Source organism: Apibacter sp. (genome assembly GCF_025291155.1).
Lineage (GTDB): Bacteria > Bacteroidota > Bacteroidia > Flavobacteriales > Weeksellaceae > Apibacter.
This window is the reverse complement of record NZ_JAMBJZ010000001.1, coordinates 55,384-82,087: the sequence shown is the minus strand read 5'-3', so window position 1 is coordinate 82,087 and position 26,704 is coordinate 55,384. Positions and strand designations below refer to the sequence as shown.

The 26,704-nt window shown below is 30.4% G+C and carries 21 protein-coding genes and 1 riboswitch; of the genes, 6 read left to right on the top strand and 15 right to left on the bottom strand.

Features of this window, described 5'->3' with window-relative positions:
• Nucleotides 1-332 precede the first annotated feature (332 nt).
• A complete protein-coding gene (tssD, locus tag M3Z80_RS00345) occupies nt 333-719 on the top strand; it encodes a type VI secretion system tube protein TssD (RefSeq protein WP_293916422.1) in 387 nt (128 codons plus the stop codon).
• A 198-nt stretch (nt 720-917) separates the two neighbouring features.
• On the opposite strand, the gene recA is transcribed toward tssD, so the two are convergent.
• From recA to M3Z80_RS00290, 11 genes are all read right to left on the bottom strand, one after another.
• Nucleotides 918-1,940, bottom strand: a complete 1,023-nt coding sequence (recA, locus tag M3Z80_RS00340) for a recombinase RecA (RefSeq protein WP_293916420.1) — start codon at nt 1,938-1,940, stop codon at nt 918-920.
• A gap of 101 nt (nt 1,941-2,041) precedes the next feature.
• Complete coding sequence (bcp, locus tag M3Z80_RS00335; RefSeq protein ID WP_293916419.1) at nt 2,042-2,500, bottom strand: thioredoxin-dependent thiol peroxidase; 459 nt, start codon at nt 2,498-2,500, stop codon at nt 2,042-2,044.
• 183 nt (nt 2,501-2,683) lie between these two features.
• On the bottom strand, nt 2,684-3,607 hold the full coding sequence (locus M3Z80_RS00330) for a GYDIA family GHMP kinase (RefSeq protein ID WP_293916417.1): 924 nt from the start codon (nt 3,605-3,607) through the stop codon (nt 2,684-2,686).
• Between the two features lie 223 nt (nt 3,608-3,830).
• Entirely contained in the window at nt 3,831-4,241 is a 411-nt protein-coding gene (locus tag M3Z80_RS00325) for an acyl-CoA thioesterase (RefSeq protein WP_293916416.1), read from the bottom strand.
• 90 nt (nt 4,242-4,331) lie between these two features.
• Nucleotides 4,332-6,299: a putative porin gene (locus M3Z80_RS00320; RefSeq protein ID WP_293916415.1), complete on the bottom strand. Its 1,968-nt coding sequence runs from the start codon at nt 6,297-6,299 to the stop codon at nt 4,332-4,334.
• 332 nt (nt 6,300-6,631) lie between these two features.
• Nucleotides 6,632-8,044, bottom strand: a complete 1,413-nt coding sequence (locus M3Z80_RS00315; protein ID WP_293916413.1) for a RagB/SusD family nutrient uptake outer membrane protein — start codon at nt 8,042-8,044, stop codon at nt 6,632-6,634.
• A gap of 17 nt (nt 8,045-8,061) precedes the next feature.
• Nucleotides 8,062-11,127: a SusC/RagA family TonB-linked outer membrane protein gene (locus M3Z80_RS00310; protein WP_293916411.1), complete on the bottom strand. Its 3,066-nt coding sequence runs from the start codon at nt 11,125-11,127 to the stop codon at nt 8,062-8,064.
• A 244-nt stretch (nt 11,128-11,371) separates the two neighbouring features.
• Nucleotides 11,372-14,221 carry a translation initiation factor IF-2 gene (infB, locus tag M3Z80_RS00305; RefSeq protein ID WP_293916410.1) on the bottom strand — a complete coding sequence of 950 codons (2,850 nt, stop codon included), beginning with the start codon at nt 14,219-14,221 and terminating at the stop codon, nt 11,372-11,374.
• 64 nt (nt 14,222-14,285) lie between these two features.
• On the bottom strand, nt 14,286-15,521 hold the full coding sequence (gene nusA, locus M3Z80_RS00300) for a transcription termination factor NusA (RefSeq protein WP_293916408.1): 1,236 nt from the start codon (nt 15,519-15,521) through the stop codon (nt 14,286-14,288).
• Nucleotides 15,522-15,540: 19 nt separating this feature from the next.
• Entirely contained in the window at nt 15,541-16,008 is a 468-nt protein-coding gene (gene rimP / locus M3Z80_RS00295; RefSeq protein ID WP_293916406.1) for a ribosome assembly cofactor RimP, read from the bottom strand.
• A gap of 203 nt (nt 16,009-16,211) precedes the next feature.
• The gene (locus M3Z80_RS00290) at nt 16,212-17,294 is read right to left on the bottom strand and encodes a putative type IX sorting system protein PorV2 (protein ID WP_459251429.1); all 1,083 of its coding nucleotides are present in this window, start codon (nt 17,292-17,294) and stop codon (nt 16,212-16,214) included.
• A gap of 309 nt (nt 17,295-17,603) precedes the next feature.
• Between M3Z80_RS00290 and M3Z80_RS09755 the strand changes: the two genes are divergently transcribed.
• The 5 genes from M3Z80_RS09755 to M3Z80_RS00275 all read left to right on the top strand — a co-directional run bounded on the left by M3Z80_RS09755 (nt 17,604) and on the right by M3Z80_RS00275 (nt 20,909).
• Nucleotides 17,604-17,699, top strand: a complete 96-nt coding sequence (locus M3Z80_RS09755) for a DUF6056 family protein (protein ID WP_366519828.1) — start codon at nt 17,604-17,606, stop codon at nt 17,697-17,699.
• Nucleotides 17,700-17,864: 165 nt separating this feature from the next.
• Nucleotides 17,865-18,029, top strand: coding sequence for a DUF6056 family protein (locus M3Z80_RS09750; RefSeq protein ID WP_366519827.1), 165 nt, complete (start codon nt 17,865-17,867; stop codon nt 18,027-18,029).
• Nucleotides 18,030-18,809: 780 nt separating this feature from the next.
• Nucleotides 18,810-19,559, top strand: a complete 750-nt coding sequence (locus tag M3Z80_RS00285; protein WP_293916402.1) for a CDP-alcohol phosphatidyltransferase family protein — start codon at nt 18,810-18,812, stop codon at nt 19,557-19,559.
• Nucleotides 19,540-20,304, top strand: coding sequence for a 3'-5' exonuclease (locus tag M3Z80_RS00280; RefSeq protein WP_293916400.1), 765 nt, complete (start codon nt 19,540-19,542; stop codon nt 20,302-20,304). Before M3Z80_RS00285 ends, M3Z80_RS00280 begins: the two co-directional genes overlap by 20 nt.
• Nucleotides 20,301-20,909: a fumarylacetoacetate hydrolase family protein gene (locus tag M3Z80_RS00275; protein ID WP_293916398.1), complete on the top strand. Its 609-nt coding sequence runs from the start codon at nt 20,301-20,303 to the stop codon at nt 20,907-20,909. Before M3Z80_RS00280 ends, M3Z80_RS00275 begins: the two co-directional genes overlap by 4 nt.
• A gap of 4 nt (nt 20,910-20,913) precedes the next feature.
• Here M3Z80_RS00275 and M3Z80_RS00270 read toward each other — a convergent pair whose 3' ends face one another.
• The 4 genes from M3Z80_RS00270 to M3Z80_RS00255 form a co-directional block, all read right to left on the bottom strand.
• Complete coding sequence (locus M3Z80_RS00270) at nt 20,914-21,609, bottom strand: DUF421 domain-containing protein (RefSeq protein ID WP_293916396.1); 696 nt, start codon at nt 21,607-21,609, stop codon at nt 20,914-20,916.
• Between the two features lie 387 nt (nt 21,610-21,996).
• Nucleotides 21,997-24,303, bottom strand: a complete 2,307-nt coding sequence (metE, locus tag M3Z80_RS00265; RefSeq protein ID WP_293916394.1) for a 5-methyltetrahydropteroyltriglutamate--homocysteine S-methyltransferase — start codon at nt 24,301-24,303, stop codon at nt 21,997-21,999.
• A 188-nt stretch (nt 24,304-24,491) separates the two neighbouring features.
• Nucleotides 24,492-24,679: riboswitch (cobalamin riboswitch) on the bottom strand.
• Nucleotides 24,680-24,799: 120 nt separating this feature from the next.
• A complete protein-coding gene (locus M3Z80_RS00260; RefSeq protein WP_293916392.1) occupies nt 24,800-25,903 on the bottom strand; it encodes an NADH:flavin oxidoreductase in 1,104 nt (367 codons plus the stop codon).
• A 3-nt stretch (nt 25,904-25,906) separates the two neighbouring features.
• A complete protein-coding gene (locus tag M3Z80_RS00255) occupies nt 25,907-26,638 on the bottom strand; it encodes an SIMPL domain-containing protein (protein WP_293916390.1) in 732 nt (243 codons plus the stop codon).
• Nucleotides 26,639-26,704: the final 66 nt, after the last annotated feature.

Genomic DNA, 26,704 nt, shown 5'->3' with positions numbered 1-26,704 from the left:
AATTTTAACTCAGAAATTTTTAAGTTATAAAAGTAATAATTATAATTATAAATTATTGCATTAAACACAATAATATTTACAATTAATAGATTATAAACATAAATTAATTATTATTTTATATCTTAAAACACGCATATCGCTTTGGGATTGTAATATGATTTTCAATTCCTAAAAAATTTTAATGAGTACTTAGATAAAAATACGGTATATATTTTTTTATATTTTACAATTATTTTAACATACATTTAAAAAAAAGACAATTATCATGTGTTATATTTGTATTATAATTTCAATTAACACAATTTTATTAAGATAATCGCAAAATAATTATTATGTCATTTAGAGCAAAATTAGAAGTAGAAGGAAAAACATATAATGTATTGAATATTAATTACTCTTTAGCTCAGGAAACTGATCCTACAGGACGCCCTTCTTCTCAAACCAGAGGAGGAAGAATTGAAGTGTCTATTGAATCCACCGGTGAAACTGATATCTTTGAGTGGATGACTAATAGCTTTGAAAGAAAAGATGGTAAAATAGTTTTTATTAAAAGAGATAGTAATTCTACTTTAAAAGAATTATATTTTTTTGATGGATATGTGGTAAAATATAAAGAAAATTTTGATTCTTACGGTAAAACTCCTCTTACAGAAACTTTTACTATTTCAGCTAAAAGCATTAAAATGGGTACCGGAGAGCATATAAATGAATGGATCTAAAATTAAAGAAATTATAATTTCTTATTTTAATAAACAACTGACTAAATTTTTTTATGCCCATTTCAGTAAAATAACTATAAATTAATGATGTATTATTTACATCATAGTAGTATAAATAATATATATTGAGTTAAAAAAATGATGCATTTTGTTTAAATAAAATGCATCATTTTTTTTGATAATAAAAGGATTAAATCTTTATTGCTCCACTAATTTTTCTTTGATACGGGTTTCAATTTCCTCCAACAATTCTGGATTGTCTTTCAATAACTGTTTCACTGAATCTCTTCCTTGTCCGAGCTTGGTGTCTTGATAACTGAACCAAGACCCTGATTTTCCGACAATTCCCATTTCAACGCCTAAATCCAATACTTCTCCTACTTTGGATATTCCTTCTCCATACATAATATCGAATTCTGTCTGACGAAATGGAGGAGCTACTTTATTCTTAACTACCTTAACTTTTACACGACTTCCTATCGCATTGTCTCCATCTTTTATAGGTGAGCCTGATTTACGTATATCAATTCTTACAGAAGCATAGAATTTTAATGCATTTCCTCCGGTTGTTGTTTCCGGGTTTCCAAACATTACTCCTATTTTTTCTCTAAGCTGATTTATAAATATTACCGTACATTTAGTTTTACTTATGGTTGCGGTAAGCTTTCTTAAGGCTTGTGACATCAACCTTGCATGTAGTCCCATTTTGGAATCTCCCATTTCTCCTTCTATTTCAGCTCTAGGTGTTAGTGCAGCTACGGAATCAATGACAACAATATCTATAGCTCCTGAACGAATCAAATTGTCTGCTATTTCTAATGCTTGTTCTCCGTCATCAGGTTGCGATATAATCAAATCATCCAAATTTATCCCTAGTCTTTGTGCATAAGTAGGATCAAAGGCATGCTCAGCATCAATAAATGCTGCAATTCCACCTTTTTTTTGCGCTTCAGCTATCGCATGTAATGTAAGTGTAGTCTTACCAGATGATTCAGGACCGAATATTTCAATAATTCTTCCTCTTGGATAGCCTCCTACTCCCAATGCCAAATCTAAACCGAAAGAACCGGTTGGAATTGTATCCACCTCTTCTACAGGTTTATCCCCCATTCGCATGACTGATCCTTTTCCATAAGTTTTATCTAATTTATCTAAAATTAGATTCAACGCCTTCTTCTTTGCTTCCAAATTGTTTGCGTCTTTGCTTTCTTTTTCTGCCATTATTTATTTAATTTTTATATAAATGTTTAATTTTTCTGTTAATTTATGTATTTTAGATTCTTCTATACGTTCTTTATATTTCTATTATATTCCCATTATTTTCAATGGTCATTTTTTTCAAGTATCTGCTCTGCATGACTCTTGGTCTTTACTTTCGTAATAATATTTGTAATTATTCCATTTTCATCTACTATGAATGTATATCTTAAAATACCTTCAAATTCTTTCCCCATAAATTTTTTCATTCCCCAAGCACCAAATGATTCTATTATCTTCTTATCCACATCAGCTATTAGTGGAAATGGAAATGAATATTTTTCATGAAATGCTTTTTGCTTATCTATTGTATCTTTACTTATTCCTATAATTTCGTATCCTTCTTTTTGAAGTATTTGATAATTGTTTCTGAGGTTACACCCTTCAGCGGTACAGCCGGGTGTATTGGCTTTAGGATAAAAATATATGATAAGCTTTTTACCTTTATAATCAGAATATTTAATAATTTTTCCATCTTGATCTTTCCCTTGAAAATCAGGAATTTTATCGCCTATCTTTAACATAAACTTTTGGTTTAAAGTTTTCTTTATGTAAAGGTATTCATAATATATCTAAGTATCAATTTTTTAAAAAGCGAATACAATCCATTATCCGACCAACCTAAATAAATTACTAAAAACCAATCAAATATATATTATTGTTTTTTTATTACGATTAATAAATTTTATTAAGAAAAAAATAACCTTTCAATAGATAATTTCGTTATATCTTTTTATAACATTATAACCTTTTTTCTTGAAATAATCATCAGAAATTTCTAATTTTTCAACCATGATAAAATCGCCTCCCCAAGCGCCCAAGCTCTTAATAAATCCGGGATAATCACTAAATAATCTTTCTTTTACAGGTTGTATATTTATAAATTGAGAAATCATTTGTTCGTGTTCTAAAATAAGATTACTAAAGTGAGTAAAAGTAATTTTAGGATTACTTATTTCTCTTGTTATTTTTGAGATAGCATCTAATAAAAATTCCGATTTTGTTCTTTGCTTATACTGCTGTATTCCTTCTCTTGAATCTTGCTTCTGGTTTAAATAAACAAATAAAAGATGATCTGTTATTTCTTTGGATAACATTACCTTTTCCACTCTTGAAGAGCTATTCTCTTTTAATTGGTAAGTTATAGGAGTAATTGCATTCGCACAAGCTATATCATAACCACTTCCTCCAAATGTATTTTCAAGAAGCTTATAAGGATCTACTTTTGCCCAATGGGCAATATTGTTTATTAATGTAGAACTGGTTCCAAATCCCCAATTTTCAGGGAAATCAAGTTGTGTCGTACATTCATATCCAAAATTATTTTTGAATTTTTTACTTCCTAATTTATTTGCTTCTTGAAATATATGAAGTAATCTTTTTGAAAAATTAATATTATCGGTTTCTTCTATTTTGTTACTACGTATATCCAAAATAGTTTTAAACCATAATTTTCCATCATTTTTATGGGCTTTCCATACTATTTTATGATGGAGCTTATCAGCTTCTTTTACAAGCAAAGATTGCCCTAATCGTGTAGGGATTGCCAAGCTTAATGCGCCATCAAGCACTGTATATTCTCCTGTTAACAGTAATTTACCGTTACTTTTAAATTTTTGAAAAATACTCAAATTATGCGAGTTTGTTTATTTTAATGTTCAAGGAATTTAAAAAATTATATTCTTTTTATATTAGTTCGCAACTTAGCAAGCCAAAATAATTTACCTTTTATATAGTCAGGACTTCGTAATAAAAAGATTTTATTTTTATATTCTCATTAGATCTATAGGTTTTCGAATTGCAATAATATATTTTATAAGCTTCTTTTCCTAAATCTATTTCAATTTATGTAATCTATTTTTGAAAGTATTTAGCAAATGCTTCGTCCAATATAGGCAGTTTACTTACTCGACCATTAACGATACTTACTACTTCCGCATTTGCTTCTGAACAAATTTTATTATCAGATTTACGTATGATTTTTTGATTAAATAAATACCTAATTCCTTTTTTTTCTAAGGAATCAATAGTGCATAGAAATTTTTGCCCTCCTTTCAATGATTTCATATAGCGTACATATATGCTCACTAATACTAAATCAATTCCTTTGGTATGTAAGTCGTAAAAATCTAATCCGTGATGTTCTAAGAATTCATGACGACCTATTTCATAATAATGCTGGTAATTTGCATTATTTACGATCCCTTGAGCATCACATTCATAATCGCGTACTTTCAAATCGACTTCAAAAAGAGGTGTATTCATAATTTAACTTTTTATTCATAATAGCAAATTACAATTTACAAAAATTTAAATTCTTAAAAAGAAAAATTGCTAATTTCATATTTATAAAATCTAAGTAAATATATACCAGAGTATTCCTACATTCAAGCGAAAATCGGTATAAGGATTTAGAGGAGAACTATAGAATTTATAGCCGCTAAAACTGGAGTTGAAATGTTGTCCTTCCAAGATAATCAACATTCTTTTAACTTTAAAATGGAGAAATAAATCTAAAACAGGATATTCCCCTATATTATAATTTTCCGATTTTGATTGCAATCTAAATTCGTTAGTTACAGGAAGAAAAATTCGAGATTGGAATTTAGTAAAATAGTATGCATTTAATCCAAGTTGGAATTCGGCATTGTTTTTAAATGCTTTTGATTGATAATATACCGTTGCTCTACCTATAAAATCAGGAAGGGGTAATAGCTGTTTATTACTGGTAACATTTTGATAGGCTAGATGGGTTTCTAAATGAAACTTTTTATATTGAAAGGTATTCTTTATTCCTACTTGCACCAAATCTACAGATGAGGAAGATTGTTTAGGTAAATTATCGCTATCTAAATAGGTGTAATTCTTTATATTGTAAAATTGGGTGAAAATTCTTGTGTTATAGGGTTTTAAGTGTAATTCTCCTCCTGCTTGGACGGTTCTTTCATTTTCCGGATTTTCTACAAAGTAATTCATGGATTTGTAGAAGCTTTGGTTATACAATAAGTTAAGCGAAGGCATCTGTGATTTTATCCCCAAATTCGCTTCTATATAATAATCTTTTATCGGACTAACTATTAAATGATTATCTATATAATAAGAATTTTTAAATTCATCTCCGGACATAACTTCTCCTTGAGATTTTAAGACTATCTCTTTTTTCCAATTAAAAGTAAGTTTACCTGCTACACCTAGTCGGTTGTCCTTTAAATTTTTGGGGAAGGCTATACTTGAATCAACAATTCTGTCAAAATTAAATTCTAAGTGCTCATACTTTAATCCTGCTTCTACATGCAATCTATCGGTCCAATCATAAACAACTGTTGATAAGTTGGTAATTTTTCTCAGTTTTTTGATATTATAATGTCCTTTTAAATTATCTACCTCAAAAATTCCTTCTCTATCTGCAAAAAATGTATTAAGAGCTTTAAATTCTTCATAGGAATAATGTGAAGATTCTGCTGTAAATATATTTTTTATAGATAAGGGATATCTGTTTTGACCTGAATTAATAATCCCCAATTGCTGTCCTACATAGAATCTTCGCCTTCCATATTTTGATTGAGCTCCTGTTAAATTTACCTCCATTCGGTCTCTGTCTTTAAACTTACTGTCTCCATCTTCAAAATTTTTGGGAAATTGTATTCCTCCATTTTCTTCATCATCAACATTTGCTGTAATGTAATGGCTCCACAAATTATATTTTTGATTTTTTGTATGATAGTTAACAGTAAATAAAAGTGTATTGTTTGAAGCTAGTTGTTCAAGATATTTGCCTTCTGATCTTAATCCCCTATACTGTACTGAATAATTGATTCTTGAATTTATATTATGCGTAAATAAGCTTGATAGGGAATGTCCTTGCTTATACCCATTATTGTATTGAAATTCTGTCATGGGTGTTTGCACATCAAAATATCTCACCTCATCTGCTTCAATAAGATTGAAAGATTTCCCTATAGGAATTAAATCAATAGCAGAATTGATTTTGGTTGTATATAGTAAGGGATTAAATGTATGCCCTATATTGGAAAATGGCATGATTCCAAAACTATCTTTATGATTATACATTTTATTTCTATAGTATTTATCTATAGTTAAAACTGTATCAAAAATTTGTTTGGTATTATCTTCTGTCCAATATTTATACGACTGTATGGTAGGGTTGTAATATTTTATGGAGTCAGTACTTACTGTCTTAATATTATTAGTAGTATTGGATATAGGCACATGATCTGCTTTTTCTTCTGTTACCTGAGCAAAAGAAAATATTGAAACTATGCTTAAAAAAAAACAGACTAAAAGTAATCTAATTCTACTCATGTAATAAAACAATATGCAAATATAAAAATAAAAAAAAGGCAAAAAAATCACCTGTTTAATCTATATGTTATATTATTCATAATAATTGTTAAAATGATGCCGAATACAAACCTTTTTGCATAAAAATTTTAAGATTTCTTCTTTTAAACTTATCTTATTTGTACCTTAAACGGAAAAATTATAATCAACCTTTCAAATGATCGAATAAGATTTCATGAAAGTTCCATTAAAAATATTTTGCATTAGTTAAAAATTTATTTAGAATTTATTCATTCAAATATAATATAAAAAAACCACCTTAATAAGGTGGTTTTTTTTATGTTTACAATATATTAATAACCTTTATTTTGTTGTTTAGATAATCCTGGATTATTATCAACTTCAGATCGAGGTATAGGAAAAGCTAACCTATAATCACCCTCGGATAAAACATCTTCTTTTTCTCCCGTTAAGCCCAAACGAGTTAATGACTTGTTCCATCTTAGTAAGTCCCATACTCTGAATCCTTCCCCCACTAATTCTTTTCTCCTTTCTTCTTTTAAATCATCCATAGTTACGGAAGTTAAAGGTGCGATACCTCTTTGTTCTCTAATACCATTAATTAGATTTAGTGCTTCGTCATTAGAACCTCCGCCTCCCATCAATATAGCTTCTACCTGATTTAAAGCAACTTCTTCATATCTTATTAATTTTTGGTTGGCTTCGCCCGTTAATACTGGATATTTTCCTTCTAGATAAGTAGAACTTTTTGAAGAATTTTGACGTAACATACCGGTCTTATCTTTTTCACCTTTTTTTATAGTTGCTCTAATATCTTCCGGATCATATGCATCGACTAAACTAGGAAGCACTCTTGTATTGGCATAGCCGTCCATAGAAAAAATATAGGCTATCCCGGCAGTTCCTAATGAACCGGAAACTCCATATGCTAATTCGAATATAGAATTAAGCCCTTCAATTCTCCAACTTGTAACATATAATCCTTTGTCTATTGGAGCGTATTGGTTGGTAACTTCACTTGCATATTTATATACATTTTTATAATCTTCTTTATATAAATAATATCTTGACATCAAAGCTGCTATAGCTCCTTTAGTTAAGGTCTGTTTCGTACCTAAGCTATATTCCGATTTATCGTAAGCTTGTTGAAAATCGGATTCAATTTGGGCATAGCATTCATCTAAGGTTGATCTAGCTATGGAAAATGAAGCTGGATCTTTTATATAATCTAAAATAATCGGAACCCCTAAGTTTTTATCCTGAGTATATTTTTGTCCATATAATTTAATTAGATCGAAATAAGCCCAAGCTCTTACGGCATATGCTTGTGATTTAATTTCATTGATCGATTTTTCTGAACTTCCATCAGTAATCGTTGCATTTATAACAATATTTGCATTGGCTATAACGCGATATATGCTTCTCCAAGTTAGATTAGAATAGCTATCTTCAGCATTCATAGTAAATTGAGAAACACTCAAATATCTTCCCGATGTACCAGTTGAAAACATTTCATCACTTCCTCTTACTTCCCCATAAACTATATAATCACAGCCATAATAATATCGAACCCTCATTAAAGCATAAGTTCCATTCATAAATGTTTGCAACTGCTCTAAAGTTGTTATCGGTGTATCTTCTATTATTTCATTTTGTTGTAATTGCGGATCCGTAAAATCATCTGAACATGATACGGTTGTAATTAATGATGATAAAACAGTTACTAATATTATAATTTTTTTCATACTTTTTTTCTTATTATTTAAAATCCGACATTAACTCCAACCGTAAAAGTTTTTAATATTGGTTGATCGAAATTACTCCCTCCTCCATTCATATTTTGTTCCGGTTCTATTTTTAAATGTCTTGTTTGACTATCAAAACAATAGGTCCATATATTAGTAGCTCTTAAATATATTTTAAGATTGGTTAAACCAATATCGTCTAAAACCGATTTTGAAAAAGTATATCCTAAGGTTAAATCTCTTAATCTAACGAAATCGCCATCGTATAAAAATCTAGTTGAATCATTATTAGATTGTGAGCTATTTGTAAATACCGGTTTCGGATTAGATGCATTAGGATTATCCGGCGTCCAGAAATCACCTTGCTCTTCATATCCTCCATAGACATGTATATATTGTCCGTCACTGGTAGTATAATTTCTCCATCCGTCATAGATTTTATGCCCAAAGCTACCACTAAATGTTGCAGATAAAGATATACCTTTGTATGACAAATCTGTAGAAAGTCCTGCCATGTATTTTGGATAAGGAACTCCTTGAATAGCTCTTTGCGCTTTATTGTATTCGGTTGTCACTTCTCCATCTTTGCCATTTATATACCATTGGGCTTCACCTGTAGCTGGATTAACACCTGCCCATTTTCTCATATACCAGCTACTAACCGCTTTGCCTTTTTGAGTAATATTTACTGTTTTTACTGTCTCTCCTAAAGGTAAATCTGTTACCTCATTTTTTACATAGGTAAAATTACCTGATAAATACCAGTTGAAACCATCCGGTGTATCCGATTTAATTATCGTTCCTCCTAAGTCTAATTCAACTCCTTGGTTTACCATATCTCCGGCATTCGCTGTAACACTCGCGAAACCGGTTGTTAATGATATTGCTTTAGGAAATACTAAGTCTTTTGTTTTTTTATGAAAATAAGAGGCTGCAAAATTCATTCTATTATTAAAGAATACTGTTTCAAAACCTACATCGAATTGTCTAATTTTTTCCCAAGTAAAATCATTGTAGCCCAACTGATAGATATAGCCCCCAGCTGAATCGTTATAGTTTATATCATACGCATACAGAGAAAAGGAATTTATATCGTCATATAGTAATTGATTTCCTAATTCTCCATAGGAAGCTTTAATTTTCAGTAAATCAACAAATGTTCCTGCTAAAAAATTTTCGTTAGAAATATCATAGGCTGCTCCTACAGACCAGAATGTACCCCATTTGTTATCTGAGTTAAAGTTATTTAATGCTTCTCTTCTGATAGTTCCGTCAACAAAGTATTTTTTACCGTAATCATAGCTTAGGTTTGCCGCATATGCATTTCTGGTTGCAACATATCCGTTACCACTCGTACGTTCATTTTTTACAAAATTATCTGTGGAGTATAAGCCTAATCTTCCTACAGTCGTATTAGAAGTATATAAATATTTATAATCTTTCTTATAGGCCTCTTGTATAATTCTAGCATCGAAATGATGATTTTCTCCAACTTTGAAAAAGTAATTTAAGATATTTTGTACATTCCAATTAAAATATCGCATTCTTTGATTAATCATCCTTCCGTTTACATTGGCTCCGTCTCCGTGAATCGGATTATCATACCTATCTCTCTCTATATTAATATATTCCGGAGCAAAATTTATAATATATTTTAGATTATTAAAAATTTTGTACTCACCTTGTATATTGGCAAAAACTCTTGCTGTTTTAGTAGTATTATAATTATTTTCCAACAAGTAAGCGGAATTAAACATACCATTAAACATCCTTCCATTCCCTAAATTATAGCTTCCATCCGGATTTTTAGCATTATCAGTAGGTAGGATAAAATATTTGGTTAAAAGCGGATTGGAGAAATATCCCCCGTTTAACACACTGTTTTGTTTGGTATAGGAAGCATTGATATCAGTCCGTATTGTCAATCTATCCGTTGCCGTATAATCTGTAGCCAACCTACCACCTACTCTATCGAAATCTGTAGCTCTTACGATACCTTCTTGTGAAAAATAATTAAGAGAAGAGGCATATCTTATTTTGTCAGAACCTCCTGTTACTCCAATATTAAGGCTATTTTGGGAAGTATAATCTCTCTCCACTAGCTTAGTCCAATCGGTTACTGGAGTTTTTCCGTCCCATAGCGCTAAAGTCGTCCCATTACTAGCTAAACCGTTAATATAATCGATTGCCTCTTGCTCGGTTACGTTTCTCTTATTTTTAACAGATTCTATAAATACTTTATTCCATGTCCCGGGTGTTATGGGTTGAGGATCTTTAACTGCTCTTCTACCAAATCCTCTTTCTAAATCGACTGTGAATTTTGGCTTCCCTTTTTTTCCTTTTTTGGTAGTTATCACTATAACACCTGCGCCTGCATCTGCTCCATATAATGAAGTTGCTGCTGCATCTTTCAATACAGTATAAGATTCAATGTCATTAGGATTTATAGTTGCTAAAACGTTAGTTGACGGATCTGAGGTTGACTCATTACGATCAGTCGATAAATTCCCTGAAGAAATTCTTACCCCATCAATTATATAAATGGGGTTATTATTTCCATTTACAGAAGTTATACCTCTCAACCTTATTTGGGCTAATCCACCAGGCTGCCCCGTAGAAGAACTTACAGCTAAACCGGAAACTCTCCCTGCTAATGCTTTATCAAATGAGGCAACGGGCGCATTAGATATATCTGATCCTTTAACAACAGAAGCCGATCCTACGACATCTTTAGCATCTCTTATCCTACCAAAACCTAGTACCACTACTTCATCAAGTTCTTTCTCTTTCTTATTTTTAACTTTTTTTGAAAATTTAAAAGCTAATTCTTCTTTTGCTACTACTTCTTCTGATTCCTCTTCTAAATTAGTTATTACTAAAACATCCCCAACTTTTCCTGTAGATAATTCAAAATTACCCTCATCATCGGTTCTTGTAAAAGTATTCGTCCCTTTAATTTCGACCTTCGCACCTATAGAAGGCTCACCATCAACCTCTTGCACACTCCCTTTAATTTGACTAAATGCAAATTGCCCGGATAAGCACAAACCTAGCACGCTTAAAATTTTAAGTTCTTTCCTCATACAATAATATAATACTTAGTTAAGCGGCAAAATTCTAACATTTTTTTAATATATCCAAAAATAATATTAAATGATCTTGAATTATTAATTTTTTGCTATACAAAAACTAATTATTTTAATTATATGACGAATTTTATTGAGAAATTTACTAATTGATTGAAAAAACACTATAAGTTAAGGTTGTGTAAAATAAAAAAGGCTGCATGAAATTCATACAGCCTTTTTTATTTTTATAAATTTTTAATTAAATTTTTAATTTCTTTTTAACTTCTACTTCTTCATAAACCTCTAATAAATCTCCTATCTGTATATCGTTATAATTTTTAATATTTAATCCGCATTCATATCCTTTACTAACCTCTTTCACATCATCTTTAAATCTCTTTAAACTTTCAAGTTCTCCTGTATAAACTACTATTCCTTCTCTTATAATACGAATTTTAGAATTTCTATGAATCGTTCCATCTAAAACCATACAACCGGCAATAGTTCCTACTTTGGAAATTTTAAAAGTTTCGCGAATTTCTACATTCCCGATAATTTGTTCTTTTATCTCAGGAGAAAGCATGCCTTCCATAGCTTCTTTGACATCGTTTATTACGTCATATATAATGGAGTATGTTCTAATTTCAATTTCTTCTCTTTCTGCTAAATCTCTTGCACTTAGATTAGGACGGATATTAAATCCTATTAAAATAGCATCTGAAGCTGCTGCCAATAATATATCAGATTCCGTAATTTGTCCTACTCCTTTGTGTATGATATTAATTTGGATCTGATCATTAGATAGTTTTTGTAAGGAATCTGTTAAGGCTTCTACTGAACCGTCTACATCTCCTTTCAAGATAATATTTAATTCTTTAAAATCACCTAATGCAATTCTTCTTCCAATTTCATCTAAGGTTATATGTTTCTGAGTTCTTATAGATTGCTCTCTAATTAATTGCTCTCGCTTATTAGCAATTTGCTTCGCCTCTTTTTCATCTTCAAAAACTCTAAATTTATCTCCAGCGGTAGGTGCCCCATCTAGTCCTAAAACCGTAACCGGTACTGAAGGTCCGGCTTCTTTCATAGGGTTGCCTCTCTCATCCATCATGGCGCGTACTTTTCCATGATTTTTTCCTGCCAAAATATAATCTCCTACACGTAAAGTACCATTTTGAATTAATATAGTAGAAACATATCCTCTACCCTTATCAAGAGCTGCTTCAATCACTACTCCATTGGATAGCCTGTTTGGATTTGCCTTTAAATCTAATATTTCAGCTTCCAATAAAACTTTTTCTAATAAAATATCCACATTTGTTCCAAATTTAGCAGAAATTTCTTGGGACTGAATATTACCTCCCCAATCTTCCACTAATAAGTTCATTTGAGACAGTTCCTCCTTAATCTTATCTGGATTGGAGTTGGGTTTATCTATTTTATTGATTGCAAATATCATAGGTACTCCGGCTGCTTGAGCATGACTAATTGCTTCTTTCGTCTGAGGCATTACATTATCATCCGCTGCAACTACGATAATAGCTAAATCCGTAACTTGTGCACCCCGCGCTCTCATCGCAGTAAAGGCTTCGTGACCGGGAGTATCTAAAAAGGTTATTTTTTGTCCATTTGAAAGCACAACATTGTAAGCTCCTATGTGCTGTGTAATCCCTCCGGATTCTCCGGCAATCACGTTAGTATTTCTAATGTAGTCGAGTAAAGATGTTTTTCCATGATCCACATGTCCCATCACAGTTACAATAGGAGCTCTGGTGACTAAATCTTCTTCTTTGTCCTGCTCTTCTTCTATGGCAGAATCATCTACTTCAGAATCTGTAAATTCAATTTTATAACCAAATTCATCGGCTACCAATACCATGGTGTCTGCATCTAATCTCTGATTCATGGTTACCATAACGCCTAATGAAAAGCAAGCAGAAATAATTTCTGTAGCTGAAACGTTCATTAAACTTGCTAATTCATTTACTGTAATGAATTCAGTAACCTTTATGGTATTGTCTTTTCTTTCTTGTTCATGTAACTCTGCCTCTTGCTCTCTTCTTTGAATTCTCTTATCTCTTCTGAACTTGGAACTTTTAGATTTCCCTCCTTTGGACGTTAATTTTTCCAAAGTTTCTTTAATCTGATTTTTTACTTGCTCATCCGTCAATTCTGTCGGACGAACGTTCCTGTTATTTCCACCGGAATTAGGCCTCCTATTGCCTCCTCCTTTTTTTAAGTTTTTATTTTGACCTTGTCCAAAACCTTCTTTTTTATGTCCGGTATTATTAATGGACTTGGCAACTGCATTGACATCTACTTTAGAATCTTTTACAATTCTTTTTCTTTTCTTTTTCTCGGAATTAGAATTTTCTTTATTGGTTTTCTTTGGCTTTTGAAACTGTGTTAAGTCAATCTTTTGACCTGTAATTTTTGGCCCGTCTAATTTTTGATATTGGGTTTCTAATTTTTCCGGCTCATCATCCTGAGGTTTTTTTTCAGTTTCTCTTACCTTAGGTAAGGAAACAGCTTTGGGCTCTTCTTGTTTTTTTTCTTCTTTTTTTATTTCCTGCTTAGGTTCTTCTACAACATTCTTATCTTTTGTCTTTTTAACAGGATATGTAGGTTCTTTAGCTCGCTGAAGTTCTTCAGGAGAAATTTTTCCAACTATTTTAATGCCTGATTTCTTTTCCTCTGTTATGGATTTTTCTTCTTTTTGCTCCTTTGACTGGGAAGGAATGATTTTTTCTTCTTCTTTGTCTTTTTCTTTTCGAGAATCTTTTCTAGTCTTTTTGTGAGCATCAAGGTCTATTTTTCCTATTGTTTTAGGTGCAGCTATTTCATCAGCTTTAACCTTAAATATTTCCGGTTGCTCTACCTTCTCTTCCTTTCTTCTCTCCGGAATTTTGTTAATGACCACATCTAAAGACGCATCTTTTTTCATTTTATCTTCTGAAAATTCAGTAATTAAGAGCTGATACGCTTTTTGATCTAACTTTACGTTAGGGTTTTTCTCAATCCCGACATTCTGAGAATGTAAATACTCTACTGCTCTGTCAAGAGAGATATTAAGGTCTTTTAATACTTTACTTAATCGAATACCCGACATATTATATTTTGTTGTTATTCTATTTTTTTACAAATATGATAATATTTATTGAATGAAATTTACATTATTCTTCAAATTCTTCTTTTAAAATACGGATAACATCAATAATGGTTTCTTCCTCTAAATCCGTAAGTTCTAATAAATCATTCACATCTTTTTCTAATACAGATCTTGCTGTATCCAATCCTACTTTTTTCAACTCTTCAATAACCCAGCTTTCTATCTCATCGGAAAATTCTGTCAATTCAATATCTTCTTCTTCCGGTTCATCTCTTCTTACATCGATTTCATATCCTGTTAACCAACTTGCGAGCTTAATATTTTGGCCTCCTTTTCCTATAGCTTTAGATACTTCTTCTGGTCGTAAGAAAACAACTGCATGCTTATTTTCTTCGTCTACTTCCATAGTAGACACTTTAGCCGGACTAAGAGCTCTTTGGATAAATAATTGTTGATTATTGGTATAACTGATTACATCTATATTTTCGTTTCTTAATTCCCTTACGATAGAGTGAATTCTAGATCCTTTCATTCCTACACATGCTCCTACAGGGTCGATTCTATCATCATACGATTCCACTGCTACTTTAGCCTTTTCTCCCGGTATACGAACTGTTTTTTTTATGGTTATTAAGCCATCATAAATTTCCGGAATTTCAAATTCAAACAATTTTTCTAAAAATTTTGGTGAGGTTCGGGAAAGAATTATTAATGGTTTTCCTCCTTTAAATCCAACTTCTTCTACTACAGCTTTTACTGTTTCTCCTTTTCGGAAAAAATCTGAAGGGATTTGGTTTTCTTTGGGAAGTATCATATCATTTTGATCTTCATCCATTAAGATAACCTGTTTGTGACGGATGTAATGTACTTCTCCGCTAACAATTTCTCCTTCTATAGATTTAAATTTTTCATATAAATTAGAATTGTCATATTCTGCAATTTTTGTATTCAACACTTGTTTGAACGCTAGAATATTTCTTCTTCCTAATTCGTTTAATTCTATCTTTTGAGTATATTCTTCTCCTATTTCAAAGCTTGGATCGATTTTCCTAACTTCACTGATTTCTATTTCTAATAAATCATCTTCCGACATTTCATCTTCCACAATTTTTCTATTCAAATATATTTCTAAATCACCTTTATCGGGATTTACAATTACATCAAAATGATCATCTGAACCATATCTCTTTCTTAAAACGGTTTTCATTGATTCTTCAACGATTGCCATTAAAGTAATTCTATCTATATTTTTTTCGTCTTTAAAATCTGCAAATGATTCTATTAACTCTATACTGTCCATCGGTTCGTTCTAATTTAAATTAAAATTTTATATTAATTGTTGCTCTTTTTATATTACTGTATAATAGTTCTTCTTTTACTTCAACAGTTTCTTTACCTTTGCCTTTTTCTTTTGGTCTTCTTTCCTTCCATGTAAGAACTACTTTTTCTTCATCGGCTCCCACTATAGTTCCGTTTATCTCTCTATTTTCTGCAGTAATGATATTTAATTCTCTTCCCCTATTTTTTAAATATTGCCTTGAATTTAATAAAGGATTAGATATACCATAAGAGTATACTGACAATTCAAAATCCTCTTCTTCTCTATCTAAATTATTTTCAACAGCTCTGCTGCAATCCAAACAATCTTGTATTGAAACTCCGTCATCTCCATCTATTATAATCTCTATTTTGTTAGTTTGAGAAACTTTACAAGATATTAAAAACAAGTCTGTTCTAGTATTAAGAAATTCTTCTAATAATAAATTAACTTTCTCTTCTAATGCCATAACAACATTTTCTAATAAATAACTAAGTTATAATTATCTACAAAACTAGTTTCTAAGAATAAAGTACAAAAAAAAGCCCTCGTAAATAGGCTTTTAATAATCTTTTAAATCCCAAAAACCTTACAAAGGTAACATTTATTTTCTAAATAATAAAATTATACTGCCTATCTGTAAGATAATTAATGGTTTATACTTTAAATAGGTTATTTTGAAAATTTAGCCATATCGATTTTTACTGAAAATATATTTGAATATAAAGCAACCGAAGAGTTTCCAATATTGGTAAGTGCATAGTCTATTGTTACTCCTTTATAACGAAAACCTATACCCGCATTAGGCTGTATCGTTAATTTTCTTGAATCATCAAATTTAGTTTCATATTGCATATTATTTAATCCTGCACGTACATATACAACATTATCATAATCAAACTCTACCCCTAAGGAGGGAGACATACTTACTGCATCGGATGAAATCCAATCATTATTTCTATCGAATTCAAAATTTAAATCGAGTTCAGCTAATAAACCTACTTTTCCATCAAAATCAAATTTTTTAGCGGCACCTATTTTAAGTTTAGGCATCGTAAGCTCTATTTTATCTTTAGGAGCTTCATTTAAGGTTTCACCGTCTAATTCTAATTTATTTAATTTTTTTTGATTAACTGACCATACGTTAAAGGTTGTAGTGATATCTCTAGCCATCAATCCGAAATAAAATTTATCTTGTGTACGGTACTGTAATCCCGCATCCAAGCCAAAGCCAAATGCATTTGCAAAATCACCTACATGTCTGTATACTATTTTTGCGCTCGTACCTATAGAAAGATCCGGATTATTAAACAAATTACCTGCATAAGAAGCCATAAATGCATAATCCGCTGTAGAGAAACGGCTTATTTTATTATAATCTATATTCCCCTGATTATCTATCAATTGAGTTGTATTCATAATATCATCTACGGCAAATCGATAGAGTGAAAATCCAATAGTCCCTTCTGTCCCGTTATCAAAGCTATTAATAGGTATAGCCGCAGCTGCATATTCGTATTTTGCAATAGATTGAAAATATTCCGCATGCATTAAAGCTCCTTGCCATGCGTCTTTGACTTCCGTTAAACCTGCAGGATTCCAATACCCGGCGTTCACATCTGATATATTAGCTACCACAGTATTCCCCATTCCAAAGGCTCTAGCGTCTGCACCAATATTTAAAAATTCATTAGAATATTTTCTAAAAGCTTGTGCATGAAGCAAGGTTATGGAATGAAGAGTCCATATTATTATGACTAATTTATAATTTTGTTGATATTTTTTTTTCAAATAATATTTCTTTAATAAAAATAAGTAATATTGTGAACGATAAAAATATAAGTTTATTACTCTATAGTAAAATATAATTATAGATAGTTTAATTTTACATTGATAAATTTTTGTAAACCAACTATGAAATTTAAAAACTAACTTACTGCATAACAATTTTTATCATTTTTTTCTTATTTATAATTTATATCTTTTATTTCCCCCTCTTTACTGATGATTCGCCATACAGCTTTATTTACGGAACGAATCACTCATATGTTAAAAATATAAAAGATTTTTTTTTCTCAATACAACCATTATTTCGGTTGGGGTAGTCGTACTGTTGTTCATCTAATTGTTCAATTTTTGTTATTTATAGGAGCTAAATGAGTAATATTTTAAATAGTATAGATTATGATATATAAAATATCAAACTTAAATAAAAAACAATCTTCTTTAATTACTGTTTTTATTATTTATAATTTATTTATTAGCCCTTTTATAATCTGCACATTATGGTTAACTGTGAGTAGTAACTACTAATGGAAGACTTTAATTATTTTGATATTTATATATCAATATTACAAGTATTACAATATAAAAGAATCGGATGATAATATTATAAAAAGTTTATTATTTCTCTCAAGCGGAATTATTTTAGGATGGACGAACGAAAATATGTTTTTTGCTCAATGTCTTTTTATATTAGTTATAGTTTAAAAGGAACATAGACTAATACTTAAATGGTTTTTATTTTTTTTGGATTGCTAATTGGGGGGATTATGATATTAGCTACCGGAAATATTGAAAGACAGGAGTATCTAAATAAGTTATATAACTAAACATTATTAGATAAGACCCCAGTTGTACACCGTTCAAAAACAATACATTAATCAAATTTCCTTCTTACCTTTTATATATATTTTACTTCTTTCGTAGAATAAAAAATATAATTAGAAGTATTAATCGTAAGACAATTAATGGCTCTTTATTATTCTTTTTATCGGGAAAAACAGCTTGATTATGTATGGTTGTTTCTCCAACCTTTTCATCAAGAGCGATTTATTGAATCTTAACATTGATAATTGTCGGTACTAGGAATATTATATGCAAATATTTATTTTATTAATAAAATTAAATATATTTCTAGGGCTTTTTACTTATGCTATCTATTCAACCCTCAAACAATTACCATAAAGACGTTAAAAATTGAAAATTCTTAATCCAGAAATTAATGAGCATGCATCTATTATTAAAACAGAAAAATTAAGAAGTAATCGAAACATCTTATTTTTCAAGAAAATAACAATACCTAAAAAATATGGATCTGAAAAATTGAGTGATGATTTTAAATTTTGGTTAAACCAAGATATTTCTATTATTTATTAGGATATTAATTCTGTAAAAATGTATTATAGTAAGTAATAAATTCGAAAATGGAACTAAGAATAATACAAAATTCTTAGATTTGTATTTTTATTATTATTTATATCACAAAAAATGAAACATATACCTAATACACTTACACTTGCCAATTTATTATGTGGAAGCGTTGCGTGTATTTTAACAATTATTAAAGCCCCTATAAATTACATTTTAATTCTCCTTTTATGTTCACTTATTTTTGATTTTTTTGATGGTTTTGCTGCACGACTTACAAAAGTTTCAGGTCCTTTTGGTAAAGAGCTTGATAGTTTAGCCGATGTGGTTACTTTTGGCGTACTTCCCGGCTTATTAATGTTTACTATGTTAGGTGGAGATGATTTTTATACACGTTTGAACAATTTAACGTCCGGATTTGTCTATAATGGGTATATTATTGGACTGTTTCCTTTTTTTGGTTTGTTAATAACATTATTTTCGGCTATTAGATTAGCCAAATTTAATCTTGATGAAGATCAAAGTTACTATTTTAAAGGGTTGCCAACTCCTGCTAATACATTATTTATTTTTTCATTATATTATATTCACCAAAATCATTCTTTCTCTTTATTAAATAATATCTGGTTTTTACTATTTATTACAGCATTGTCCTGTTATCTATTAGTATCAAATATTCCTTTACTAGCTTTAAAATTTAAAAATTTAAAATGGAAAGATAATTCACTTATTTTTTCTTTTCTCATAATCTGTTTAATTCTGTTAATCTTTCTTAAAATTTCTGCTATTCCCATACTAATTTTGATTTATATACTTTTATCAATTATATTTAGAAAAAAAATTATTTCTGATGGAACTAAAACTACATAAATCAATCTGCTTTTTTGATTTAGAAACTACCGGAATAAACATAAGCAAAGATCGTATAGTTGAAATTAGCATTTTAAAAGTAAATCCTGATCAATCTAAGGAGAGTAAAACTTGGAGAGTTAATCCGGAAATTCCTATCCCTAAAGAATCATCTTTAATTCATGGAATTTATGACGAAGATATTGCCGATGCTCCAACTTTTAAGAAAATTGCTCCTCAAATTTTGGAAATGATAAAGGATTCTGATCTTTCTGGATATAACTCCAATAGATTTGATATACCGCTACTTGCTGAAGAACTTTTACGTAATGGGTTCGAATTTGACATAAAGAAGCACAGACCTATTGATATTCAGGTAATTTTCCATAAAATGGAACCGCGAAATCTATCCGCCGCTTATAAATTTTATTGTGATAAAAATTTGGAAAATGCCCACTCGGCATCTGCGGATACCTTCGCTACCTACGAGATATTAAAAGCTCAACTTGAAAAATATGAGGAAATTCAAAATGATGTCAAATTCCTTCATGAATTTACAACTCAAAATAAAAATGCTGATTTAGCCGGATTTGTAGGTATAGATAAAGATGATGATGAAATTTTTAACTTTGGAAAATATAAAGGAAAAAAGCTTAAAAATGTTTTTTTAAGTGATTTAGGGTACTACTCTTGGTTAATGAATGCAGATTTTCCTTTATATTCAAAAAAAATTTTTACTAGAGCTAAATTAAAAAGTGTTTTATGAAAATTATTTGTGTAGGGAGAAATTTTAAAAATCACGCGAAAGAGCTAAATAATGAAATTCCTAAAGAACCGGTTTTATTTATTAAACCTGATACCTCTATAATAAGATCCGGTGATGATCTTTATATTCCTGAATTTACCGACAACCTTCAGCATGAAGTTGAAATTCTTATAAAAATTTCTAAAGTTGGAAAGTACATCCAACCTGAATTTGCCTGTAATTATTATTCTGAAATAGGCCTTGGTATTGACTTTACGGCCAGAGATCTTCAAGATGAATTGAAAGAGAAAGGTCTTCCTTGGGAAAAATCAAAAGCTTTTGATCGCTCGGCATTAATTGGAAATTTTGTTAGCAAAGAAAAATTTAATTTAGATAATTTAAATTTTTCTTTAGTTAAGAATAATCAAATTCAACAAAAGGGAAATACTTCCGAAATGATTTTTTCATTCGATTTTCTTATCTCTTATATTTCGCAATTTTTTACTTTAAAAATGGGTGATATTATATTTACGGGAACCCCATCCGGAGTTTCAAAACTTAATGAAAATGATTTATTAGAAGGTTTTATTGAAAATGAAAGGTTTTTTGAAGTACGAATTAAATAAGCTTTTATTCGTTAACTTTTAATTTATAATCCTGATCTTTGGGAACAATAAAAAACTTTTTAGGAGACCATTGAGCAAGAAAAATTTCAGATACATCATCATATCCTTGTTTTCTAAGTTCATCTTTAAGCCATTCTTCTGTTTTATTAATGCCGTCTAAGTAAACGTGATTAATTTTTCCCTCAATAACTAATAATACTGCATATTTATCGTAATCATCTGTAAATGCAGTTATGGAACCATCTTGTTCCATTTGTGCAAAATATACTTTAGATATATCATATATGCCGTTATTTTTTAATACACTGGCATAAGTCATTATATCTATCTTTGCTTTTCTAAATCCTTCAATATTGAATTTCCCTTTTAATACCAAAGGAATAATTGGTCCTTCGATCAAACCTCGTAAGCGACTGTATTTCTTAGTTAGAAAAGCTATTAAATACACAATAAATGTCCAGATAAATAATACGAGAGCAAATTCCATGATAGAAATATTCGGATTATAGATTATTCCACCTACTAGTCCTCCTAAAACTATATTTTGTATTAAATCAATTCCTGACACCTGATTTAAAATAGTCCTACCCACTAATTTTATATAAACCAGTACTGCGAAAAATGCTACAACTAATTTTATTGAAATAAAGATATTATCATATAAATTAAAACTTCCGAAAAATGCATTTTTTAAATCCATTGTATTTTTTGTAATTTAGTGTTATATACAAAAGTATAAATTAATTCAATATATTGACTTATATTTATTTACTTCTTTTTTGTTTCAAGTATAAAGAAATATATTAATATAAAATTATACTAAAAAGAAAAAAATCAAAAAGCTGAAAGTATATACTTTCAGCCTATCATAACACATAAAAATATATGAATCTAAATAATTTTAAATCTGATTTTTGATTTTTTTATTCACAGTTATCTTATTTGAAAAAAATTATATAATTAGCTTTCTCTAAATTTATATCATACAATATTTCAAAACATTAAACGCTTTATTTAGTAATTAACTTTTGTTAAATATTAATTACTGCTATTTCTAAAATCACAATTTATTTTCAAGGTCATAAATCTAATATTGTTTACGCATTTCCGTAGCTGCTCCTACCATTTCAATGAGTGATTTTTCTGTTTCCTCCCACCCTCGTGTTTTAAGTCCACAATCAGGATTTATCCATAACTGATCAACCGGTATGCTTTTTATTGCTTTTTGTAGCAAGGAAATCATTTCCTGCTTAGAAGGTACTCTTGGAGAATGTATATCATAAACACCAGGACCTATATCATTTGGATACTTAAATTCTGAAAAAATACTTAAAAGCTTCATATCTGATTTAGAGCATTCAATAGTAATTACATCTGCGTCCATATCAGCTATATTTTGTATTATATCGTTGAATTCAGAATAACACATATGAGTATGAATTTGAGTTCTATCCTCAACTCCGCAGGAGGCAATTCTAAATGCTTTTATTGCCCAATCCAAATAGTTTTTCCATTCATTTTTACGTAAGGGAAGTCCTTCTCTGATTGCGGGTTCATCGATTTGAATAATTTTTATACCTGCTTTTTCAAGGTCCAACACTTCTTCTCTTATTGCTAATGCAATCTGGAAACATGTATCTTTTCTTGGTTGATCGTCTCTTACAAAACTCCATTGCAATATAGTAACGGGACCGGTCAACATTCCTTTTACATTTTTATTTGTTAACGACTGAGCATAAGAAGACCATTTCACTGTCATAGGATGTGGTCTAAAAATATCTCCATATATGATAGGTGGCTTTACACAACGACTTCCGTAGCTTTGTACCCATCCGTTTTTAGAAAAGGCGACTCCGTCTAACTGTTCTCCGAAATATTCAACCATATCATTACGTTCAAATTCGCCATGAACTAATACATCAATGCCTATTTTTTCTTGGAAACGAATTGTTTTTTCAATTTCTTTTTTTACCAACTCTTCATATTCTAAAGATGTTATTAATCCTTTTTTCAATTTTGATCTCCAACTACGAACTTCTGAGGTCTGAGGAAAAGAGCCTATTGTTGTTGTAGCAAATGAAGGTAATTGCAATGCTTCTTTTTGTTTTTTCTTACGTTCTGAAAAAATAGATTCTCTTTTATCTACTACACTTTCTATATTTTTTATTTTTTCTTTAACCTTCTCATTATGTATTAAGGTAGAAGTTCTTCTACTTTCGACAATTTTTTTATTTTCTTGTAATTTTTTTTGTAATTCCGAATCATTTTCTTTCTCTGCAAGACGTTTCAATGTAACTACCTCATCGATTTTTTGCTTGGCAAATGCTAACCATTTTTTAGTTTCTAAAGAAAGTGATTTTGTATCTGTTTCCAAATCTAAATCTACGGGACTGTGAAGTAGTGAACATGAAGGCGCTATCATGACACGGTCTGCACCTATTTTGGAAACTGCTTTATGAATCATTTCCAAAGAATTTTCAAAATCGTTTTTCCAGATATTTCTTCCGTCAACGATTCCTAGGGATAAAATAATATTTCCAGGAATATTGCCTAATATTTCTTCTAGTTGCTGGGGACAACGAACCAAATCAATATGTAAAGCTTGTATCGGAAGTTTATAGGCTAGCTGTAAATTATCTTTTATGCCGTCAAAATAAGTAGTAAGCAACTTGTTTATATAAGGAAATTGCTTATGAATTTCTATATATGCGTATTCGAATGTTTCTTTTGTCTTTGTATCTAAATCCAAGGCTAAGAAAGGTTCATCAAACTGTACCCATTCAACCCCTTCTTCTTTTAATCTTGTTAAAATTTCCACATATACGGGAAGTATATTTTTTATTAAGTCCAACTTATTGAAATTCTCTTCTTTCTCCTTTCCTAACAATAAATAAGATACCGGACCTATAATTACAGGTTTTGTTTTGATTCCTGCTTTTTTAGCCTCTAAATATTCATCTATGATTTTTGTAGAAAATAATGAAAATTTCTGATTACTTTCAAATTCCGGTACGATATAATGATAATTAGTATCGAACCATTTGGTCATTTCCATAGCTTTTATATCAATACCTTCTTTTTGAAAGCCCCTTGCCATAGCAAAGTATAAATCCAATTCTGTATTTGATTTATCCAGTATTACCTTATTATATCTTTTGGGAATTGCTCCTACCATCAGGGACATATCTAGTACCTGATCGTAATAGGAGAAATCATTGGACGGAATCCAGTCTATTCCTATTTCTTTTTGTGTCATCCAGTTTTGATGCCGAATATTTTTTCCTGTTATCATCAGCTCTTCTACTGATGCTTTACCTGCCCAATATTTTTCACAGGCTTTTTTAAGTTCTCTGTCACTACCAATACGCGGATAGCCTAGATTGTGTGTCTGCATTTGTATAACTTTTTAAACGATTATATTATAAAAAGCTCTTATTGCTAAACTTCACAATGCCTTTTTGTTATGAATTGGAAATACAAAATAAAATATGATATTAAAAAGCCCTCTTCTCTAAAAATAACGAAAGGAGAATTTTATTATCATTCTTTATACTCTGTGATCTTGCTCTTATTCGCGAAAGCATTGTCAATTAAGAATAGGCAGGTCTCCTGGCTTATAACATTTTATCTGCCTTCTCACCTTTTACATGGCAATGGCTTATTTTGATAAAACTATTTTACGTTATTTACAGTTGCGCGTCAGCTCACGATTTACACATGATTCCCTATTAAGCTGTTATTACACAGCACCTTATTCCTTGTTGATAAAGAAATTAAGTAAAGAACTTATTTATACAAAGATAAAAACCTTTTCTTTTATTTCTTTATTTATATAAATAAAATTTTAAACCTATATTCAATTTCTAAATTATAACTAATTTATGTTTTATTTAAAACAATTTTTTTAATCGATCTTTGGAAAAACCTTTAAGCTCTGATAAGTTACCTTTTTTAATTTTTAACACCCATTCAGGGTCTTCTAATAATGCACGTCCCACAGCTATTAAATTAAACTCATCTTGATCCATTCTTCGGTCTAGTTCATCCAGAAAACTACTATTTACATCAAAGCTCTCTCCTCTGAATGCTCCTAAAAAATCTCCGTTTAGTGCAACTGAACCCACACTTATTGATGGCTTACCAGTAATTTTTTTCGCCCATCCTGCAAAATTTAAATTTGAATTTTCAAACTCAGGCTCCCAAAACCTTCTTTGAGAACAATGAAAAATATCTACTCCTGCCTCTGATAATGGCAGTAACCATTCTTTCATTTCTTCCGGAGACTTAGCAATCTTTGCTGAATAATCCTGTTGTTTCCATTGAGATAATCGTAATATTATAGGAAACTCTGCTCCTACTGCACTTCGTACGGCTTTGACGATTTCAATAGCAAAACGGCTTCGTTGGGAAATCGTTGAACCTCCCCATTTATCTTTGCGCCTATTAAGTTTATCCCAAAAGAATTGATCAATAAGATATCCATGTGCCCCATGCAATTCGAGTGAATCAAATCCTATTTTTTTTGCTTGATAGGCAGCGTCTGCAAACGCATCTATCGTTTCTTTTATGTCATCTTCACTCATTTGTTTTCCTCCTTCGGTATCTGGATTTAGCAGACCGGAAGGACCTTCAAAAGGCTTGTGAGGTCTCCAATTTCTTTTGGGCGGGATAATTCCCATATGCCAAATTTGTGGGGCTATTTTTCCATCCTTAGCATGAACTGCATCAACTACTCTTTTCCATCCTTCTAAAGCTTCATCGCCATAAAATTTCGGAATATTCAGATCATTAGAAGAGGAAGATCTATCAACGACTGTCCCTTCTGTTATAATGAGACCGACTTCCGATTGGGCTCTTCTTTCATAATACTCCGCTATTTCTTTAGTGGGAATTCCATTATAAGCAAAAGACCTTGTCATTGGTGCCATCACTATCCTATTTTTCAAGAACAGATTTTTATAGTTAAATGGCTCAAATAATTTATATATTTTCATGGTTTATTCTACTTCGTATACTAAGCGAACCGTAATATTTGCTGTTTTGTACTTAGAGGTTACGTTAAAAGCTCCTCCCCATGAATAATCATCTTCAGAAGAATTTTGTGCAGTAATTTGAAAGACTCCCTGATTTGCACTTTTCACATTCTTCAATTTACATCCGGTACTTAAAGCTATTTCTTCTGCTCTTCTTTTTGCATCCTTGGTTGCATCTGATATCATTTTTATTTTTAAATCAGATAATTTTGTATAGTAATATAATGGGGATCTAGAATATAGCTCAACTCCATTATTAATTAATTCTGTAATCTGACGTGAGAGATCTTCAACTTTTAGAACATCTTTAGATTCAATGGTAATGGTTTGATTTAATTCGTATCCGGTAAAAAATTTTTGAGATTCATTTGCTGTATATTTATAATCATATTGTTTGGAAATATCAACAGCTGAAAAAACCATTTCTTTTTCAGTAAACCCTTTGGAGATAAGATACTCTGTTATCGTTTGCCTATCTGATTCTAATTCTGCATAGGCTTGTTTTAAATCTAAGCTCTTTTTTGAAAAGTCAGCTTTCCACACTATAAAATCCGCAACAAAATCTTTGGTTCCTAAACCCTTAACAGCTATGGTGTTAGATTGATATTTCTTTTTATATGAACTTCCTATAAAAAAAGCAGCTACAACAATTGATACGGACGCAATTAGCGATGAAATGACAATATAATTCTTCATAATATTTTTTTTCAAATATACAAAAAAAGCACCTCAAGATAAGGTGCTCTTTTTTATATATTAAAA

What these genes read in the sequence shown, in the direction of transcription:
- tssD (WP_293916422.1), top strand. Translation starts at nt 333, where the DNA reads ATGTCATTTAGAGCAAAATTAGAAGTAGAAGGAAAAACATATAATGTA.
- recA (WP_293916420.1), bottom strand. Translation starts at nt 1,940, where the DNA reads ATGGCAGAAAAAGAAAGCAAAGACGCAAACAATTTGGAAGCAAAGAAG.
- bcp (WP_293916419.1), bottom strand. Translation starts at nt 2,500, where the DNA reads ATGTTAAAGATAGGCGATAAAATTCCTGATTTTCAAGGGAAAGATCAA.
- M3Z80_RS00325 (WP_293916416.1), bottom strand. Translation starts at nt 4,241, where the DNA reads ATGAATACACCTCTTTTTGAAGTCGATTTGAAAGTACGCGATTATGAA.
- M3Z80_RS00320 (WP_293916415.1), bottom strand. Translation starts at nt 6,299, where the DNA reads ATGAGTAGAATTAGATTACTTTTAGTCTGTTTTTTTTTAAGCATAGTT.
- M3Z80_RS00315 (WP_293916413.1), bottom strand. Translation starts at nt 8,044, where the DNA reads ATGAAAAAAATTATAATATTAGTAACTGTTTTATCATCATTAATTACA.
- M3Z80_RS00310 (WP_293916411.1), bottom strand. Translation starts at nt 11,127, where the DNA reads ATGAGGAAAGAACTTAAAATTTTAAGCGTGCTAGGTTTGTGCTTATCC.
- infB (WP_293916410.1), bottom strand. Translation starts at nt 14,221, where the DNA reads ATGTCGGGTATTCGATTAAGTAAAGTATTAAAAGACCTTAATATCTCT.
- nusA (WP_293916408.1), bottom strand. Translation starts at nt 15,521, where the DNA reads ATGGACAGTATAGAGTTAATAGAATCATTTGCAGATTTTAAAGACGAA.
- rimP (WP_293916406.1), bottom strand. Translation starts at nt 16,008, where the DNA reads ATGGCATTAGAAGAGAAAGTTAATTTATTATTAGAAGAATTTCTTAAT.
- M3Z80_RS00285 (WP_293916402.1), top strand. Translation starts at nt 18,810, where the DNA reads ATGAAACATATACCTAATACACTTACACTTGCCAATTTATTATGTGGA.
- M3Z80_RS00280 (WP_293916400.1), top strand. Translation starts at nt 19,540, where the DNA reads ATGGAACTAAAACTACATAAATCAATCTGCTTTTTTGATTTAGAAACT.
- M3Z80_RS00275 (WP_293916398.1), top strand. Translation starts at nt 20,301, where the DNA reads ATGAAAATTATTTGTGTAGGGAGAAATTTTAAAAATCACGCGAAAGAG.
- M3Z80_RS00270 (WP_293916396.1), bottom strand. Translation starts at nt 21,609, where the DNA reads ATGGATTTAAAAAATGCATTTTTCGGAAGTTTTAATTTATATGATAAT.
- metE (WP_293916394.1), bottom strand. Translation starts at nt 24,303, where the DNA reads ATGCAGACACACAATCTAGGCTATCCGCGTATTGGTAGTGACAGAGAA.
- M3Z80_RS00260 (WP_293916392.1), bottom strand. Translation starts at nt 25,903, where the DNA reads ATGAAAATATATAAATTATTTGAGCCATTTAACTATAAAAATCTGTTC.
- M3Z80_RS00255 (WP_293916390.1), bottom strand. Translation starts at nt 26,638, where the DNA reads ATGAAGAATTATATTGTCATTTCATCGCTAATTGCGTCCGTATCAATT.